The 15,258-nt window shown below is 68.0% G+C and carries 10 protein-coding genes, 1 tRNA gene and 4 pseudogenes; 6 read left to right on the top strand and 9 right to left on the bottom strand.

The window, feature by feature from the left end:
• Window positions 1–129, top strand: a pseudogene (locus tag A5764_RS19340) (type VII secretion protein EsxI); the annotation flags it as partial.
• A 110-nt stretch (window positions 130–239) separates the two neighbouring features.
• On the opposite strand, the gene A5764_RS19345 reads toward A5764_RS19340, so the two are convergent.
• A complete protein-coding gene (locus A5764_RS19345) occupies window positions 240–2,216 on the bottom strand; it encodes a TPM domain-containing protein (protein WP_067115667.1) in 1,977 nt (658 codons plus the stop codon).
• 63 nt (window positions 2,217–2,279) lie between these two features.
• Between A5764_RS19345 and A5764_RS19350 the strand changes: the two genes are divergently transcribed.
• The 3 genes from A5764_RS19350 to dnaG are packed head-to-tail and all read left to right on the top strand — an operon-like array spanning window position 2,280 to window position 6,184.
• Window positions 2,280–3,569, top strand: coding sequence for a deoxyguanosinetriphosphate triphosphohydrolase (locus tag A5764_RS19350; RefSeq protein WP_067115670.1), 1,290 nt, complete (start codon window positions 2,280–2,282; stop codon window positions 3,567–3,569).
• A 15-nt stretch (window positions 3,570–3,584) separates the two neighbouring features.
• Window positions 3,585–4,193: a superoxide dismutase family protein gene (locus tag A5764_RS19355; protein ID WP_082951804.1), complete on the top strand. Its 609-nt coding sequence runs from the start codon at window positions 3,585–3,587 to the stop codon at window positions 4,191–4,193.
• Between the two features lie 59 nt (window positions 4,194–4,252).
• On the top strand, window positions 4,253–6,184 hold the full coding sequence (gene dnaG, locus A5764_RS19360; protein ID WP_067115672.1) for a DNA primase: 1,932 nt from the start codon (window positions 4,253–4,255) through the stop codon (window positions 6,182–6,184).
• On the opposite strand, the gene A5764_RS19365 is transcribed toward dnaG, so the two are convergent.
• Window positions 6,159–6,449: a hypothetical protein gene (locus A5764_RS19365; RefSeq protein ID WP_067115675.1), complete on the bottom strand. Its 291-nt coding sequence runs from the start codon at window positions 6,447–6,449 to the stop codon at window positions 6,159–6,161. The genes dnaG and A5764_RS19365 overlap by 26 nt on opposite strands.
• A 147-nt stretch (window positions 6,450–6,596) precedes the next feature.
• Here A5764_RS19365 and A5764_RS19370 point away from each other — a divergent pair.
• Window positions 6,597–6,669, top strand: a tRNA-Asn gene (locus A5764_RS19370).
• A gap of 131 nt (window positions 6,670–6,800) precedes the next feature.
• A pseudogene (locus A5764_RS27710) lies at window positions 6,801–6,947 on the top strand (muconolactone Delta-isomerase family protein); the annotation flags it as partial.
• Here the strand turns inward: A5764_RS27710 and A5764_RS19375 are convergent.
• From A5764_RS19375 to A5764_RS30135, 7 genes and pseudogenes are all read right to left on the bottom strand, one after another.
• Window positions 6,948–8,594, bottom strand: coding sequence for an NAD-dependent malic enzyme (locus tag A5764_RS19375; protein WP_067115678.1), 1,647 nt, complete (start codon window positions 8,592–8,594; stop codon window positions 6,948–6,950).
• A gap of 93 nt (window positions 8,595–8,687) precedes the next feature.
• Entirely contained in the window at window positions 8,688–9,371 is a 684-nt protein-coding gene (gene cysE, locus A5764_RS19380) for a serine O-acetyltransferase (RefSeq protein WP_067115681.1), read from the bottom strand.
• Window positions 9,372–9,373: 2 nt separating this feature from the next.
• Entirely contained in the window at window positions 9,374–10,306 is a 933-nt protein-coding gene (cysK, locus tag A5764_RS19385; RefSeq protein ID WP_067115684.1) for a cysteine synthase A, read from the bottom strand.
• Window positions 10,307–10,592: 286 nt separating this feature from the next.
• Window positions 10,593–10,853 carry a hypothetical protein gene (locus A5764_RS19390; RefSeq protein WP_067115686.1) on the bottom strand — a complete coding sequence of 87 codons (261 nt, stop codon included), beginning with the start codon at window positions 10,851–10,853 and terminating at the stop codon, window positions 10,593–10,595.
• Between the two features lie 144 nt (window positions 10,854–10,997).
• Entirely contained in the window at window positions 10,998–13,712 is a 2,715-nt protein-coding gene (locus tag A5764_RS30125) for a molybdopterin dinucleotide binding domain-containing protein (protein WP_369807343.1), read from the bottom strand.
• A 66-nt stretch (window positions 13,713–13,778) separates the two neighbouring features.
• Window positions 13,779–14,999, bottom strand: a pseudogene (locus A5764_RS30130) (molybdopterin-dependent oxidoreductase); the annotation flags it as partial.
• Between the two features lie 81 nt (window positions 15,000–15,080).
• Window positions 15,081–15,143 (bottom strand): annotated as a pseudogene (locus A5764_RS30135) (hypothetical protein); the annotation flags it as partial.
• Between the last annotated feature and the right edge of the window lie 115 nt (window positions 15,144–15,258).

The following is a 15,258-nucleotide window of genomic DNA, read 5'->3' on the forward strand; positions in this document are numbered from 1 at the left end:
TTCATCACCCAGTTGGGTCGTAACTTCCAGGTGATCTACGAGCAGGCCAACTCCCACGGCCAGAAGGTGCAAAGCGCTGGCAGCAACATGGCCAGCACCGACAGCGCCGTCGGCTCCAGCTGGGCGTAGCACGATCGGTTAGCGGCGGCGCGCCGGCATCCATCCGGCGCGCCCCTAACCAAAAAGTACGGACAACCATCCCCCGGGCTTTTAGCCCGGGGGATGGTTGTGTCTAGGCCTCAGAATCGACCGCCACCGCCCATCAAGCCGTCGTCGGATGAGCCTCCGGACCAGCCCGACGAGCCGAACGACGTCGGGCTCCAGCCGCCGAAACCGCCGCGCATCCCCCCGCTGAGCAGGTCGCCGATGATGATGCCACCGATCATCGCGCTGGCGTCACTGCCGCCGCGGCGGCTATAGAACCGCTGAGCCTGTTGCACGTCGGCGTTGGCCAGTGCCTGCGCCTGGGCGGCCAGCGTCGATGCCGCATTGGCGTGGGCAATCGCGTCCGCCAGGTTGGTCGATCGCTTGGCCTGGGCGGCTTCGAGGTGGCGTTTGGCCTCCGCTAGCCGCGTCCGGGCCTCGGCTCCGATGCTGCCCCGGCGGGTGTCGATGTATTCGGAGACGCCGCGTACCCGTGCCTGGGCCGTGAACAGGGCCTGCTCGAACGAGCGGTTGAGCCGCTCGGCGTTCGCCAGTTCTTGAGCGACGGTACCCAGGACCCGGTTGAGGTCGGCGTCGGCCTTGGTCAGCCGGGCGAACGCGCCGAGCGGATCGGCGGAGCCGCCGGCGCGGGTGGCATCGACGGCTTCCGCCGCCGCGTCGCGCGCAGCGGTCAACTCGGCGGTGTGGACGGATTTCGGCGTCCGGCGCAGCTGCTCGTCGGCGCGTTTGACGCCCGCCTGGGCGTCGCCGATGAGCGGGGGCAGTGCGGCGACGGCGCGCTTGATGTCGCGGGCCGCGTTGTCGATCGCGTCCAGCAGGGTTCGCGCTTGTCCGAGCGCCGACTCGGCGGCGCGGGCCGCATCCACGAGCGCGGCCTGCTTTCCGCCCTCGGCGGCCGCCAGATCGCGGGCCGAGCCGATGTTGCGGTCGGCGAACGCCAGCCTCTCCTTGGCGCTGACAATGTTGCCGGACACCGACGCCAGCGCCGCGGCGCCGAATTCGTTGTGCAGCTCGGCCAGCCGTAGCTCGGCCGGGTCGATGCGGGCGGTGAGTTCGACATACTGTTCGGTCAGCGCGTCCAACCGCGAGGAGGCGTTGACCGCCAAGTCCCGCAGCTTGTCGAACGCCGCGGTCTGCGACTCGAGTTCGCGGTCGGCGCGCGCCGCCGCCACGATGGCCCGGGTCAGCATCTCGCGCCGCTGCGCCGGTGTCTCGGGGACGCTGTCGTCGAGTTGATGGCGGACGATGAAGGCTTGCGCCAAAGCGGCTTTGGCTTTGGTGACCGCGTCGGTAAAGGGCTGGGTCCGGTCCTCGCCGAACTCGTCGATCGCCAGCGTGAGTTCGTTGGAACTGGTGCGCACCGCGTTGTCGACGTCCACCACCACTTCGCGGGACAGGTCGTCGAGGGTCTCCAGCGGCACGGCGGCCAACCCGTTCGCGTCGGTGGGATCGACTCGCCGCGCCGCGGCCAAGGCGGCGGCCCGGCGTCGCCCGCGGCGATAGCGCATCACCACCAGCAGGGCGGCCATCGCGACGGAGACGACGCCCAACCCGACCAGAAGTATCACCCGCGCCGACGAATGGGGTGTCGTGTCAAGCCCGTTGGCCGCGGCGATTGCCGCACCGCTCCAGTCACCGTCGTGCAGCGCCGGCTCGATCTTGTCGCGGCGCAGATCGTCGACCTGACTCGCGTTGATGCTCTTGATCGCCGACGGCACCAGGAACGCGTATGCGCGGCCGGTGGTGGCCACGGCGAGCAGCGCGTCGTAGTCGCCCAAGTCGCTGGTGCTTCTCGTGCGCTTGGCCCAGTCCTCCGCGGTCTGCCCGGAGAAGTTGTCCACGTAGACCACCCACAGCCGAATGTGGTGGTCGACGTAGAGCTTGTCGAGGGCCGACGTGACCGCGCTGCGTCCGGAATCCGATAGGGCGTTCACGTTGTCGGTGAGGTAATCCGACAGCCGAAGCGGCGATTGCGCGCCGGCCACCGGCGCCAGCAGCAGTCCCGCGGTGACGACCGTCAGAAGAACGCCGGTCAGGCGGCCAGTGCGCATAGGTCAATTTAGCTCGGACCAGTTCCGCCGAACCCTGGCAGACTGTGCTGCGGTGATGAAGAAGTGACCACGAACCAACACGACCCCTACGACGACTTCGACCGTCAGCGGCGGATACCCGAAGCGCCGAAGACTGCGGGTCTGCCCGGTACGGAAGGCCAGCACCGCACCGACTTCGCCCGCGACCGGGCCCGGGTGTTGCACAGCGCGGCGCTGCGCCGGCTGGCCGACAAGACGCAGGTGGTCGGGCCCCGCGAGGGTGACACCCCGCGCACCCGGTTGACCCACTCGCTGGAAGTGGCGCAGATCGGGCGCGGAATGGCGGTCGGGTTGGGGTGCGACCTCGACCTGGTGGAGCTGGCCGGTCTGGCCCACGACATCGGGCACCCGCCCTACGGCCACAACGGCGAGCGCGCGCTCGATGAGTTCGCGGCCGCGCACGGCGGCTTCGAGGGCAACGCGCAGAACTTCCGTATCCTGACCAGCCTGGAACCCAAAGTCCTTGACGCACAAGGCAACAGCGCGGGGCTAAACCTCACTCGGGCATCGCTGGACGCGGTCACCAAATACCCGTGGACGCGTGGTGGGGGGCCTGGAAACGGAAGAAGCAAAGGCATCAGCAAGTTCGGCTTCTACCAGGAGGACCGCGAGCCGGCGGCGTGGGTGCGGCAGGGCGCGCCGGTGGACCGGACGTGCCTGGAAGCGCAGGTGATGGACTGGGCCGACGACGTTGCGTATTCGGTGCACGACGTCGAGGACGGCGTCGTTTCCCAGCGCATCGACCTGCGCGTGCTCGCCGACGACGACGAGGCGGCCGCGCTGGCCAAACTGGGCGAAAGCGAGTTCCCGCGGGTAAGCGCCGACGACCTCATGGCGGCCGCGCGCCGGCTGTCGGGTCTGCCGGTGGTCGCCGCGGTGGGCAAGTACGACGCCACCCTGGCGGCGTCGGTCGCGCTCAAGCGCTTGACCAGTGAATTGGTGGGCAGGTTCGTCTCGGCCGCCATCGCGACCACGCGTGCGGCCGCCGGTTCGGAGCCGCTGGTCCGCTACCGCGCGGACTTGCAGGTTCCCGACCTGGTGCGCGCCGAGGTCGCCCTGCTGAAAATCCTGGCGCTGCAGTTCATCATGTCCGACCCGCGGCATCTGGAAACCCAAGCGCGGCAGCGCGAACGGATCCACCGGGTGGCGGTCTGGCTGCACGCGGGGGCCCCGCGCACGCTCGATCCCGTGTTCGCCGCGGCGTTCAACACCGCGGCCGACGACCGCGCCCGGCTGCGGGTCATCGTCGATCAGATCGCGTGCTACACCGAGGGCCGGCTGGAGCGGATCGACGTCCGCCAGGCGAACGGTTAGCGTTACGCTCCCGGCATGACCAAACTCACCGGCGTTGCCACCCTGTTGCTGTCGCTTCCCGTCGTAGCCGTGAGCGCATGCAGCTCGCCCCAGCACGCGAGCAGCCAGCCGGGCACCACGCCCCCGGTCCAAAGCGGTTCCCCCGGCTCGTCGGCGACGCCGAGCGGCCCGGTGCCCGGTCCCGGAGCGCTGTCGGCGCAACTGAAAACGGCTGACGGCCGGGAAGTCGCCACGGCCACCTTCGATTTCGCCAACGGCTACGCCACCATCACCGTCAAGACGGTGGCCGCCGGGATCCTCACGCCCGGTCTGCACTCCATGCACGTCCACGCGATCGGCAAATGCGAGCCCAACTCGGTGGCCCCCAACGGAGGACCGCCGGGCAACTTCCTGTCCGCCGGCGGCCATTTCCAGGCGCCCGGACATACCGGGATGCCCGAAAGCGGCGACCTGACGTCGCTCGAGGTGCGCCAGGACGGTTCCGGGTACCTGGTGACCACGTCCGACGCGTTCACCAGGGACCAGCTGCTGGCCGGTGACAAGACCGCGTTGATGATTCACGGCGCCGAGAACACCGACGGCGCGAACGACCGGATCGCGTGTGGCGTGATCGGGCCCGGATAACCGGGTCGCCTGTGCCCAAGCCGGCGGGGCCGCCGGCGGCGGCACTTTAGACTGGGCCGATGGCTGGCCGGATCTCCGATCGTGACGTCGCGGCGATCCGAGAACGGGTGCGCATCGAGGAAGTCGTCGGCGACTACGTCCAATTGCGGCGCGCCGGCGCCGATTCGCTGAAGGGCCTGTGCCCATTCCACAACGAGAAGTCGCCGTCGTTCCACGTCCGCCCCAACCACGGCCACTTCCACTGCTTCGGCTGCGGCGAGGGCGGCGACCTGTACGCGTTCGTCCAGAAGATCGAACACGTCAGCTTCGTCGAGGCGGTGGAACTGCTCGCCGACCGGATCGGCTACACGATCACCTACACCGGCGCCGCGGCCACCAACGTGCAGCGCGACCGCGGCAGCCGCAGCAGGCTGATCGCGGCCAACGCGGCCGCGGCCGAGTTCTACGCGGCGGCGCTCGAGTCCAACGAGGCGGCAGTGGCCCGCCAATACCTGACGGAGCGGAACTTCGACGCCGAGGCGGCCCGTCGTTTCGGCTGCGGATTCGCCCCATCCGGCTGGGACTCACTGACAAAACACCTGCAGCGCAAGGGCTTTGAATACAAAGAACTGGAAGCCGCCGGCCTGTCGCGGGAGGGGCGGCGCGGCCCGATGGACCGCTTTCACCGGCGCCTGCTGTGGCCGATCCGCTCGGCGGCGGGTGAAGTGATCGGATTCGGGGCGCGGCGGCTCTTCGACGACGACCCGATGGAGGCCAAGTACCTCAACACGCCCGAGACGCTGCTGTACAAGAAGTCGTCGGTGATGTTCGGCATCGACCTGGCCAAACGCGACATCGCCAAGGGACACCAGGCCGTCGTCGTCGAGGGCTACACCGACGTGATGGCGATGCATCTGGCCGGGGTCACCACCGCCGTCGCCTCCTGCGGCACCGCGTTCGGCGACGAGCACCTGGCCATGCTGCGCCGGCTCATGATGGACGACAGCTTCTTTCGCGGCGAACTGATTTACGTCTTCGACGGCGACGCCGCCGGCCGTGCCGCGGCGATCAAGGCCTTCGACGGCGAACAGAACCTGGCCGGGCAGTCGTTCGTCGCCGTCGCCCCGGACGGCATGGACCCCTGCGACCTGCGGCTCAAGGCCGGCGACGGGGCGCTGCGCGACCTGGTGGCCCGGCGCACCCCGCTATTCGAGTTCGCCATTCGCACCACGCTGGCCGAGATCGATCTGGAAAGCGCCGAGGGCAGGGTGAGCGCGCTGCGCCGCTGCGTGCCCATGGTGAGCCAGATCAAGGACTCGACGCTGCGCGACGAGTACGCCCGCCAGCTGGCCGGCTGGGTCGGTTGGGACGACGTCGCACAGGTCATCGACCGGGTGCGGACCGAGGCCAAGAAATCCAAGTCCCCGGGGCGGGGCAGCCAGGGAACGCAGGCCGCTCGCCGGGTCGAGCGGCAACCCGCAGCGAGGCGTTCCGGGCCCACAGAATCGCGCGCCGTCCGCCCCGACCCGCGCGACCCGACCCTCTGGCCCCAGCGCGAGGCGCTCAAGTCGGCGTTGCAATACCCGGCGCTGACCGGCCCGGTGTTCGACACGCTGACCGTCGAGAGTTTCACCCACCCCGGCTACGGGGCGGTCCGCGCGGCCATCGAGGCGGCCGGCGGCACCTCGAGCGGCCTGACCGGCGGGGAGTGGATCGAGGCGGTGCGCCAGCAGACCAAGTCGGCCCTGACCGCGGGCCTGATCAGCGAGCTAGGGGTCGAGGCCGTCGCCGTCGACGACGAGAAGCTGCCGCGCTACATCCGGGGAGTGCTGGCCCGCCTGCAGGAAGTCTGGATGGGGCGCCAGATCGCCGAGGTCAAGTCCAAACTGCAGCGGATGTCGCCCATCGAGCAGGGCGACGACTATCACGCGCTGTTCGGTGACCTGCTCGCCATGGAGGCGTATCGGCGCAGCCTGCTGGAGCAGGCTAGCGGCGACGATCTGACGCTGTGAGGGCCGCATCGGCCGGTTGCTCGACCGGGGCCTGCACGCCACGATCCATCACGGCCGTCCCGTCGTCGATCGCCGCCACGGTCACAAACCCGGCGTCCGGCGAGATCCGGTTCGCGATCTTGCGGCGCCCGCCTTCGATCACCGACTTGGCCAGCGGACTGCTGGTCAGCGCGCGATAGGTGCCGACGAGCTGTTCGTATCGGCGCCGCCCGGCCTTCGCGCCCAGCACGTAACCCAGTCCAAGCACCACCACATACCGGATCAAAGCGTTCCTCCCGACGATCGATGGCTCCATCCTGCCTCACCCGGCCGGGTGGCGGCGCGTCTGATGGCCCTAGCTGGGCGGAAGGTGCTGGTCCCTACTTGGGTTCGGGTATGCCGGTACGCTAGAGTCGTCCCGCGATCGGGTTGATCCCCTGTAGCTCAATTGGCAGAGCGTTCGGCTGTTAACCGATAGGTTCCTGGTTCGAGTCCAGGCGGGGGAGCAAAGACCGTCCAATGTCCCTGCCTGGAACTTTTGCGCAGCGTGCCTGCCCACGCCGGACCGGCTCGTCGATGGCAGGGGCACCCCACCGCATCGTGACTTCGCCTCGACCACAAGCGTTTCGGAGGGGCCATGGAGTTCCTGGTCACCATGATCACGCACGTTCCCGATGGAACCCCGACGCAGACCGTCGAGGACGCCCGCGCTCGCGAGGCCGCGCATTCCCGCGAGCTGGCCAAGCAGGGGCACCTGCTGCGGTTGTGGCGCCCGCCGCTGCGCCTAGTCGTATACCGGCCGCCACATGGCGTCGACGACGGCCTGCCGGGGGTCATCGTGCGTTTTGGTGGCCACGCCATCCTCGACTGCGGCGCCATAGACCGCCTCGGCGACGGCCGCCGAGATCTCGCGCAAGTTCTGCACATCCGGCAACAGCGAATCTCCCGGATTCGTCGGACTGGCTTGGTGCACAACGGCTCTCGCCGCCGCTTGCAGCATGCCCTGGGTGACCAGCCGTGCTCGCGCAACGATGACGCCCAGCCCGATTCCGGGAAACACCAGCACGTTGTTGGCCTGGCCGATTGTGTAGGTGGTGCCGTCGTATTCGACAGGGGCGACAGGGGTTCCGGTCGTGACCAGCGCCTTGCCGCCGGACCACTGCAGCACGTCGGCCGGCATGGCCTCCATGCGCGAGGTCGGGTTGGACAGCGGGAAGATCATCGGCCTTTCGCACGACACGGTCATCGCCTCGATGACCTCTTGGTTGAACGCGCCGAACACGGTCGAGGAGCCCAGCAGGATGGTGGGTGACGCCAGCTTGATCGCGTCCACCAATCCCAGCCGATCCCCGGCTGACACGCCAAGCTCGCGGCGGTTCTTCGCGTAGGGCACCTGGAAATCGCGCAGGTCGTCCATGTCGTCGAAGAGCAAGCCCTGCTTGTCGATCGGCCAGATCTGTGACCTGGCCTGTTCGGGGGCGGCCCCGTCGGCGACCATCGCGTCCCGGATCTGATCCGCTACACCGATCCCGGCGGTCCCGGCCCCGAAGACGATCGCCTTCTGGTCGCGCAGCGGGACACCTGTGAGGTGGCACCCGCCGTACACGGCGGCCACCACCACCGCTCCAGTGCCCTGGATGTCGTCGTTGAACACGCAGTAGTGGTCGCCGTAGGTCTGCAGGATCTTCCGCGCGTTGAGCGGCCCAAAGTCCTCGAAATGCAGGATCGCGTGCGGAAACATCTGATGGGCGGTCTCGATGTAGCGCTTGATGAACGCGTCGTACTCCTCGCCGCGGCGCCGGGCGTGGCGATTGCCCAAATAGAACGGGTCCTGCAGCAGCTGCTCGTTGTCCGTACCGACATCGAGTGACACCGCGATGCAACGGCGGGGATCGATGCCGCCACCGGCGGTGTAGAGCGCCAATTTGCCTACGGCGATTTGGATTCCGCCCACACCCCAGTCGCCGATACCCAAAATGGCTTCGGCGTCGGTGCACACGATCAGGTCGACGTCGTCGGGTTGCAAGCCGAAAGTTCGAAAGGCGTCGCCGATCTCCTCCGGCTCATCGATGCTGAGGAAAAGCCCACGCTGCCCGCGATATTCGTCGGAGAAGCGTTGGATGGCCTCCCCGACGGTGGGCGTGTACACGACCGGCATCAGCTCCGTCAGGTGGTCTTGGAGCACCTTAAAGTACAGCAGCTCGTGGCGGTAGTGCAGCTGCTCGAGAAGCAGATTACGGCCTAAATCTGTTGCGAGGCTTTGCAATTGGTGCCACACGCGGTCGGCTTGTTGATCGAGGGTCAGCACCGCCGAGGGGAGCCGGCCGGTCAGCCCCAACCGTCGCCGCTGTTCGTGGGTGAAGCCGACCCCACGATTCAGACTCGGCGCGGCCAACGCGGCCGGTATTCCCGGCGTGCAAGGATCGCTCATTACAACCTCCGTCATTTGGCGCGTTACGCCACCGTAGCGCCGATCGCGGTTAACGCATCTTGAAGAGCGCCTGAAGGCCGTCCGCCGCGGACGTCAGATCGAGAAGTCCTCGCCGTGCCACACCCCGGCCTCGGGCGGCCGGATCACGCGGCCGGTCTGCTGACCGTCGTTGGAGGCCTCCAGCCTGGCCACCCTGGTGAGCAGCGACTGCAGGCTGACACCCACCAGGTCGGGCATCATCGAGTCGTCGGGGCTACCCCGTCCAGCGCGGCTGATGACCTGCCCGGGAACGCCGACGACCACGGAACTCGGCGGGACCGGCTTGACCACCACGGCGTTGGCGCCGATCCGGCTGTCGTCGCCGATCTTGATCGCGCCGAGGACCTTCGCGCCGGCGCCGATGGTCACCCGGTCTCCGACGGTGGGGTGGCGCTTTCCGGTGTCGGTGCCGCTGCCGCCGAGAGTGACGCCGTGATACAGGGTGACGTCCTCGCCCACCTCGGCCGTCTCGCCGATCACCACGCCGGTCGCGTGGTCGATGAACAGGCCGGGACCGAGCACGGCGCCGGGGTGGATGTCAACGCCGGTGGAAATCCGGGTGATCTCGGACAACGTCCGTGCGGCTAGCCTGGCGCCGCGATTCCACAGCCAATGGCTGACACGGTGGCCCCAGATGGCGTGCACGCCCGGGTAGGCGAAGACGACCTGCAGCGTGGTCGGCTTGGCGGGATCGCGCTCCCTGGCCGCCCGGATGTCTTGCCGCAAGGCCGCGAGCACGGCTACTCCGCCACGTCGGCAAAAAGCGGTGTGCTCAGGTACCGCTCGCCAAAGTCGGGCAGCACGACGACGACGAGCTTGCCGGCGTTCTCGGGCCGGCGGGCCACCTGCAGCGCGGCCACCGCAGCCGCGCCCGAGGAGATGCCCACCAGCAGGCCCTCTTCCGCCGCCAGGCGCCGGGCCAGGTTGAGCGAATCCTCGTTGCCGACGGTGATGACCTCGTCGACCAGGTCCATGTCGAGCACCGGCGGGACGAACCCGGCGCCGATGCCCTGGATGGGGTGGGGTCCCTTCTGGCCGCCGGACAGCACCGGCGAGCCGGCCGGCTCCACGGCGATGAACTGCGTCGACGGCTTGCGTTCCTTGATCACCTGCGCGACGCCGGTGATGGTGCCGCCGGTGCCCACGCCGGACACGAAGATGTCGACCTTCCCGTCGGTGTCGCGCCACACCTCCTCGGCGGTAGTCGCGCGGTGGATCGCCGGGTTGGCCGGGTTCTCGAACTGCTGGGGCACGAAATACCGTTGGTCGGTCTTGGCCAGTTCCTCGGCCTTGGCGATGGCACCCGGCATGCCCTCCGCGCCGGGGGTCAGCACGAGTTCCGCCCCGTAGGCGCGCAGCAGCATCCGCCGCTCGATGCTCATGGTGTCGGGCATGGTCAGCACGCATCGATAGCCGCGTGCCGCGCACACCATCGCCAGCGCTATGCCGGTGTTTCCGCTCGTCGGCTCGAGGATGATCGTGTCCGGCTTGATCAGGCCCGCTTGCTCGGCCGCGTCCAGCATGGCGACCCCGATGCGGTCCTTCACGCTGTTCGCCGGGTTGAACGATTCCAGCTTGGCGACCACGTCGGCGACGGCGCCCTCGGTGACGCGATGCAGCCGGACCAGCGGCGTGTTTCCGATTAGCTGTGTCACGTCCTCGGCGATGCTCATGAAAGTTCCTTAGGCGGTATGCGTTCAGGTCGGTTCCGTGCTCGTCGGCCTGCCGGCTGATTTCGATTGTTGGCCGTGTCCCGGGAAGGCGCGCTTGTCTTGAGCGTCGGAAGGCTCAGGCACTTAACAACAACAAGGACAACAAGAATGCACGGCGGGGCGGCGCATAACGACGAGGCGCGGCTGTGTGGCCTGTTGCATAGCCCCACTATAGGACATCCGCATGTGGCGTTGGACTGCTCACTCGCGCGCGGCGGGATCGCCGTTGGGCGGGTTACGACTGGAACTAGTCCTTCGCCGTATCCGGTTCGAGAATCCCGTCGTCGGCCGCGACTTCGCAGACACACAGCTGTGCGGGGGCGCGCAACCATCGGGACAGTTGGCTTCCCTGCTTGCGCTTCACGTGCTGCACGTAGACCTTGTCGCGTTTTTCGCGGGAGAACGCCAGGTCCAGGTTGACGCGTAGCCCCGCCCACTCGATCTGCGTGGACGCGGCGCGGTCGCCGTCATACCGCCGCCGGCACTGCAGTGGGCATGCCCTCTTCATGACCCGATCGGGCCCAGCACACTCCTGGGTCACTCGTACGTCACTCCTTCAGGCGCGCGACCTTATGAGTGAATGGTGCGACGGGGATGTTTCGACTGCGGGTGTGCGACGTTTCCGTCGTATTACAGGGGTCGAGACGGGGTTTTAGTAGACGTCGCGGTGGTAGCGCTTGTCGGTGCTCAACGACTGGACGTAGGCCCTCGCCGCGTCCGGGTCGAGGCTGCCGTGCTCGGCCGCGATATCGGAGAGCGCGCGGTCGACGTCCTTGGCCATGGGGTTGGCGCTGCCGCAGACGTACAGCTGCGCGCCGTCCTGCAGCCAGCGCCACAGCTCGGCCCCCCGTTTGCGCATCAGGTGCTGCACGTAGACCTTCTCGCGCTGGTCGCGGGAGAACGCCAGGTCCAGCTCGGTGAGGAACCCGTCGTCGCGCATCTGCTCGAGCTCGTCGCGGTAGTAGTAGTCGGTTTCGGCGTGCTGCTCACCGAAGAAGAGCCAGTTGGGGCCGGTGTGCCCAAGCGCGCGGCGCTCCTGCAGGAACCCCCGGAAGGGCGCGATCCCAGTGCCCGGGCCGACCATGATCATCGGCGTGCGCGGATCGCTGGGGGGCCGGAAGTTGCTCGACGACTGCAGAAAGACGGCCACGCGATCGCCGGGCGATCGGTCGGCAAGGTAGGTCGAACACACCCCGCGGCGTGGGACGCCCTGAAAGTTGTAGCGCACCGGCGAGACCGTCAAGTGAACTTCCCCCGGGCACACCTTGGGGCTCGACGAGATGGAGTACAGCCGCGGCTGAAGGCGTTTGAGGACCCTCAGCCACTCGTGGGCGGACGCGGAGACCGGCAGCTGCGCCAGCAGGTCGATGGACTGCCGGCCCCACGTCCAATCGCTAAGCGCCGCTCTGTTTTCCGGCTTCAGCAGCTCGGCGAGTGTCGGATCGCCGGTGCGCTCCTGCACGAACCGCACCAGGTCCCGGCTGATGTGGGCGATCTCGATTCGCTCGGTGAGCGCGGACCGCAACGACATCAGGCCGTGCTCGCCGACCTCGACCGGGGTCTGCCCGTCCAGGCCCGTGACGGACAGCCATTCGTCGACCAGCCGGTCGCTGTTGCGCGGCCACACCCCGAGCGCGTCACCGGCCTCGTAGCTGATCGTGTCTTCGGGCAGTTGAAATACCAATTGCCGCACGTCTTTTGTAGAACTCGGCCCGTTCAGCTTGATGTTGTGGGCCATGCCGGTGATCAGGGGATGCTTCTTGGTGTACCCGACCCCTCCGGACCCGCTGCCCCGCCGAGTTGGCGTGGCGACCGCGAAAGGGGCCGCCGGCGCCTGAACGCCGCCGTCACGGCCAACCGGCGCGGACATGCGGACCAGCGCCTGGATGACCCCGCTCAACCATGTGGCCGCAGCGTCCTCATAGTCGGGTTCGCAGTCGACGCGGTCGACGATGCGGGTCGCCCCCAGCTCGGCGAGGCGTTCGTCGAGCTTGCGTCCGTGACCGCAGAAGTCGTCGTAGTTGGAGTCACCCAGCGCCAGAACGGCGTAGCGGGTGTCGCCGAAACGTGGTGCGCCGTCGGATGTCAGCGCCCGCCAGAGCCCGGTGCCGTTATCGGGCGGCTCGCCGTCCCCGGTGGTGCTGGTGATCAGCAGCACTTCCCGCGTGGTCGTCAGCTCCGCCAGCGGGAAGTCGTCCATGGCGTGCAGCGCGACGGGCAACCCGTTCTCGCCCAACCGCGCGGCGACGTCGGAGGCCAGCTCTTCGGCGTTGCCGGTCTGCGACGCCCACAGCACCACGACCGGTGCCCGCTCGGGCGCCCGCCCAACCTCGGGTGTCTCGATGGCGGGCCCCTCGACGGCCGGCGCCGGTGCCGGCGGGGCCGCGTCGGTGCGCGCGAACAACCCCGCGAGCAGCCCGTCGACCCACAGCCGGGTGGCGGTATCGAACGGAGCGCTCTGGGGCACGGTGGGCACGCCGGTCGTGCCTCGGCCGGCCTCCGAACGCAGCCCGGTTATCAACCCGGCGAGGTACGAGCGGCCGAGAGGACCGAAATCGGGCGCCGGCTCGTTTGCGACGCCGACGAGTTGGGCGAAGGCGTCGACGCGCGCGAGGTCGGTTGCCTCGACTTCCCGGCCTCGATCGGGCTCCGGCACCTCGGGCGCCGAATCCGGTTTGCGCACAGCGACCTTCGTCAGGGTGACCGCGCACGCCTTGAATTCCACTTGATACGAGACCGGATCGACGGCATCGTTGGTCACCGCGTTGATCGACAGGTATTCGCCGAAGACGTCGTTCCAGTGGAACGGCGCAAAGCAGTTACCGGGGCGCACCCGGTCGGTGACCACCGCCGGCAGCACCGCGCGGCCACGGCGGGACGCGATCTCCACCGGATCGTCGTCGGAGATCTGCAGCCGGGCGGCGTCGTCGGGGTGGATTTCGACGAAGGGCCCCGGATTGAGCTTGTTGAGCTTGGCCACCTTGCCCGTCTTGGTCATCGTGTGCCATTGGTGCGGCACGCGGCCAGTGTTGAGCAGGAACGGGTAGTCGTCGTCGGGCATTTCCTCGGGCAGCAGGTGCGGGCGAGCGAAGAACACCGCACGGCCGCTCGGCGTCGGGAAGGCCAACCGCGGCACGCTGCCGTCCTCGCGGATCAACCGCCTCTGGCTGACGCCGTCGTTCAGGTACCGAATCGGGCGACGGTCGTCGCCGCTTTCGGGTGGGCACGGCCACTGCAGCGGAGTCCTGCGCAGCCGGTCGTAGCTGGCCCCGCGGAGGTCGTAGCCGGTGGCGGGGTTCCAGAACCGTTTGATCTCCTCGAAGACTTCCTCGGCGGAGTCGTAGCTAAACTCGTCCGAATAGCCCATCGCGCAGGCGATCCGGGCGATGATCTGCCAGTCGGGCAGCGCCTGGCCGGGCGCCTCGACGGCGGGCTGGAACAGGGTCAGGTTGCGTTCGGAGTTGACCATCACCCCTTCGGACTCGGTCCACAGGGCGGCGGGCAGCAGCACGTCGGCGTATTCGTTGGTCTCGGTCTCCAAGAATGCGTCCTGGCTGATGACCAGCTCGGCGGTTTCCAGGCCGGCCAGCACGGTCTTCCGATTGGCCACCGTGGCAATGGGATTGGTGCAGATGATCCAGCACGCTTTGATCTGTCCGTCGGCCATGCGGGAGAACATGTCGATGGTGCCGGTCCCCACCTCGGTGCGCAGCGACCCGTGGGCAATGCCCCACTGGTCCTCCACGAACAAGCGGTCGGCGGCCGATGTCAGCGAGCGCTGACCCGGCAAACCCGGTCCCATGTAACCCATTTCGCGACCGCCCATCGCGTTGGGCTGTCCGGTCAGTGAGAAGGGACCGCTGCCGGGCTTGCAGATGGCGCCGGTCGCCAGGTGCAGGTTGCAGATCGCGTTGGTGTTCCAGGTGCCGTGGGTGCTCTGGTTGAGCCCCATCGTCCAGCAGCTCATCCAGTTCGCGGCTTCGCCGATCCAGCGGGCCGCGGTGCGGATGTCTTCGACCGGGATGCCGGTGATTTCGCTGACTTTGTCGGGGGTGAACTGCTGCAGGAAGCTGGGCATCACCTCCCATCCTTCGGTGAATTCGGCGATGAATTCGTCGTCGGTGTGCCCGTTCTCGACGATCAGGTGCAGCAAACCGTTGAGCAATGCCAGATCCGTGCCGGGGGCGATCTGCAGAAACAGGTCCGCCTTCTCCGCGGTCGCGGTGCGCCGCGGGTCGACCACGATGAGCTTGGCGCCCTCCTTGACGCGATCCATCATGCGCAGATGAAGGATTGGGTGACAGTCGGCCATGTTGGCGCCGACCACGAAGAACGCGTCAGCGCGGTCGAAGTCCTGGTACGAGCCGGGCGGTCCGTCGGCACCCAGGGAGAGTTTGTAGCCGAAACCCGCGCTGGCCATGCACAGTCGCGAGTTCGCCTCGATCTGGTTGGTTCCGATGAACCCCTTGGTCAGCTTGTTCGCCAGATACTGTGCCTCGAGCGACATCTGACCGGACACGTACATCGCGAACGCATCCGGGCCGTGTTCGTCGATGATGGCCCGTAATTGCTGCGCACTCCGGGCGATGGCGTCGTCCATGTCGATCGGCTCGGGCTCCTCGCCACGATCGGCACGCAGATATGCCGACTCCATCCGGCCGGGCGCGGACAACAGGTCCGCGGTGGTCGCCCCCTTGGTGCACAGCCGGCCGAAGTTGGCCGGATGGCTTTTGTCTCCAACAGTTTTCGTGACGTGACCACGGTCGCTTTCCGGAGCGGTTGTGATCTGCAACACCATGCCGCAGCCGACGCCGCAGTAGGCGCACAGGCTGTTCACGGTGCCCTCACGGGCACCATGAGGCGTTTTGGCCACGCCTACTTCCCTCCCTACTAGCGCATGGGCTACGGCACTA

The sequence above is a fragment of the Mycobacterium sp. 852002-51057_SCH5723018 genome, assembly GCF_001667035.1.
Taxonomy (GTDB): Bacteria; Actinomycetota; Actinomycetes; order Mycobacteriales; family Mycobacteriaceae; genus Mycobacterium.